The sequence below is a fragment of the Cryobacterium sp. TMT2-18-2 genome (assembly GCF_004402245.1).
Taxonomy (GTDB): Bacteria; Actinomycetota; Actinomycetes; order Actinomycetales; family Microbacteriaceae; genus Cryobacterium; species Cryobacterium sandaracinum.
Map to the genome: position 1 here is coordinate 1 of NZ_SOFU01000016.1, position 3,277 is coordinate 3,277.

A 3,277-nucleotide genomic window follows, 5' to 3' on the forward strand; every position below is an offset into this window, starting at 1 on the left:
TTTTTAGTTATAGAGCCCTCACACGGTGTGTTGCCGGTGTGGGCGTTGTTCTCGACCGTACATCGAGAACCACATAGTGGACGCTTGCAGCTTATTCAAACTGGTGTGTTATCAAATTATTGGCTTATTAGTACCGGTCAGCTCCGAGGGTCTTTAGTCCCCTCTTCCACATCCGGCCTATCAACGCAGTAGTCTAGCTGCGAGCCTCTCCCCCGAAGGGATGGAAATCTCATCTCGAAGCCGGCTTCCCGCTTAGATGCTTTCAGCGGTTATCCGTTCCGAACGTAGCTAATCAGCGGTGCTCCTGGCGGAACAACTGACACACCAGAGGTTCGTCCATCCCGGTCCTCTCGTACTAGGGATAGATCTTCTCAAATTTCCTGCGCGCGCAGCGGATAGGGACCGAACTGTCTCACGACGTTCTAAACCCAGCTCGCGTACCGCTTTAATGGGCGAACAGCCCAACCCTTGGGACCTACTCCAGCCCCAGGATGCGACGAGCCGACATCGAGGTGCCAAACCATGCCGTCGATATGGACTCTTGGGCAAGATCAGCCTGTTATCCCCGAGGTACCTTTTATCCGTTGAGCGACAGCGCTTCCACAAGCCACTGCCGGATCACTAGTCCCGACTTTCGTCCCTGCTCGACTTGTCAGTCTCACAGTCAAGCTCCCTTGTGCACTTACACTCGACACCTGATTGCCAACCAGGTTGAGGGAACCTTTGGGCGCCTCCGTTACTTTTTAGGAGGCAACCGCCCCAGTTAAACTACCCACCAGGCACTGTCCCTGAACCGGATCACGGTTCGAAGTTAGATATCCAATATGACCAGAGTGGTATTTCAACGTTGACTCCACCTGAACTAGCGTCCAAGCTTCACAGTCTCCCACCTATCCTACACAAGCCACACCGAACACCAATACCAAGCTGTAGTAAAGGTCACGGGGTCTTTCCGTCCTGCTGCGCGTAACGAGCATCTTTACTCGTAATGCAATTTCGCCGAGTTCGCGGTTGAGACAGCTGGGAAGTCGTTACGCCATTCGTGCAGGTCGGAACTTACCCGACAAGGAATTTCGCTACCTTAGGATGGTTATAGTTACCACCGCCGTTTACTGGGGCTTAAATTCTCAGCTTCGCCTTGCGGCTAACCGTTCCTCTTAACCTTCCAGCACCGGGCAGGCGTCAGTCCGTATACATCGTCTTGCGACTTGGCACGGACCTGTGTTTTTAGTAAACAGTCGCTTCCCACTGGTCTCTGCGGCCTTCGAACGCTCCAGGAGTAAATCCCTTCACGCCTCAGGCCCCCCTTCTCCCGAAGTTACGGGGGCATTTTGCCGAGTTCCTTAACCACGATTCTCTCGATCTCCTTAGTATTCTCTACCTGATCACCTGAGTCGGTTTGGGGTACGGGTGACTAAAACCTCGCGTCGATGCTTTTCTTGGCAGCATAGGATCACTGATTTCGTCCGTGAGGACTACCCATCGGGTCTCAGCCTTATATGAGAGACGGATTTGCCTATCTCTCGGCCTACATCCTTAGACCGGGACAACCATCGCCCGGCTCAGCTACCTTCCTGCGTCACACCTGTTAATACGCTAACCGCACCAACATAGGGTCGCACGCTAGGCCCCACGCTTCACCCCGAAGGGATCCATCTAGGGGATTCAGATGCTTAGCATTACTGGATTAGTTTGGGCGGTTTTTCGCCAGTACGGGAATATAAACCCGTTGTCCATCGACTACGCCTGTCGGCCTCGCCTTAGGTCCCGACTTACCCAGGGCGGATTAGCCTGGCCCTGGAAACCTTGATCTTTCGGAGGACGGGTTTCTCACCCGTCTTTCGCTACTCATGCCTGCATTCTCACTCGTGTAGCCTCCACGGCTGGTTTACACCGCCGCTTCGCTGGCCACACGACGCTCTCCTACCCATCAACACGGCTGAACCAACACCACAAGGGTGCGGCTTACCAAAAATATCAATGCCACAACTTCGGTGGCGTGCTTGAGCCCCGTTACATTGTCGGCGCGGAATCACTTGACCAGTGAGCTATTACGCACTCTTTCAAGGGTGGCTGCTTCTAAGCCAACCTCCTGGTTGTCTGTGCAACTCCACATCCTTTCCCACTTAGCACGCGCTTTGGGACCTTAGTTGGTGGTCTGGGTTGTTTCCCTCTCGACGATGAAGCTTATCCCCCACCGTCTCACTGCTGCGCTCTCACTTACCGGCATTCGGAGTTTGGCTGACGTCAGTAAGCTTTTAGGCCCCATCGGCCATCCAGTAGCTCTACCTCCGGCAAGAAACACGCAACGCTGCACCTAAATGCATTTCGGAGAGAACCAGCTATCACGAAGTTTGATTGGCCTTTCACCCCTATCCACAGCTCATCCCCTCCATTTTCAACTGAAGTGGGTTCGGTCCTCCACGACGTCTTACCGTCGCTTCAACCTGGCCATGGATAGATCACTTCGCTTCGGGTCTAGGACATGCGACTGAATCGCCCTATTCAGACTCGCTTTCGCTACGCATTCCCCTCTCGGGTTAAGCTCGCCACATATCACTAACTCGCAGGCTCATTCTTCAAAAGGCACGCTGTCACCAGAACAAAGCTGGCTCCAACGGTTTGTAAGCAAACGGTTTCAGGTACTATTTCACTCCCCTCCCGGGGTACTTTTCACCTTTCCCTCACGGTACTTGTTCACTATCGGTCATGTAGGAGTATTTAGGCTTATCAGGTGGTCCTGACGGATTCACACGGGATTTCTCGGGCCCCGTGCTACTTGGGATACTCTTCGGGCGATAACTGCATTTCGACTACGGGGTTCGCACCCTCTATGACCAGGCTTTCAATCCTGTTCGTCTATACAACGCTCTAACCCTCACTGTTCGGCAGAAGCAGCAGAAAAGTCCCGCAACCCCGACCATGCAACGCCTGCCGGCTATCACACATGATCGGTTTAGCCTCATCCGGTTTCGCTCGCCACTACTAACGGAATCACTATTGTTTTCTCTTCCTGTGGGTACTGAGATGTTTCACTTCCCCACGTTCCCTCTACCCGCCCTATATATTCAGGCGGGAGTCACCAGGTCACCCAAAGGGCCTGGCGGGGTTTCCCCATTCGGAAATCCTCGGATCACAGTTCGTTTATCAACTCCCCGAGGCTTATCGCAGATTACTACGTCCTTCTTCGGCTCTACATGCCAAGGCATTCACCGTTTGCTCTTAGAAATTTGAAATCACATGAGTTTGAATCGATTGGTGTCACGAATAAATTCGC

Annotated in this window: 1 rRNA gene; it reads right to left on the reverse strand. The window is 53.2% G+C overall.

The features are described from left to right. Window positions 1–107: 107 nt before the first annotated feature. Window positions 108–3,236, reverse strand: a 23S ribosomal RNA gene (locus E3O22_RS05240). Window positions 3,237–3,277: the final 41 nt, after the last annotated feature.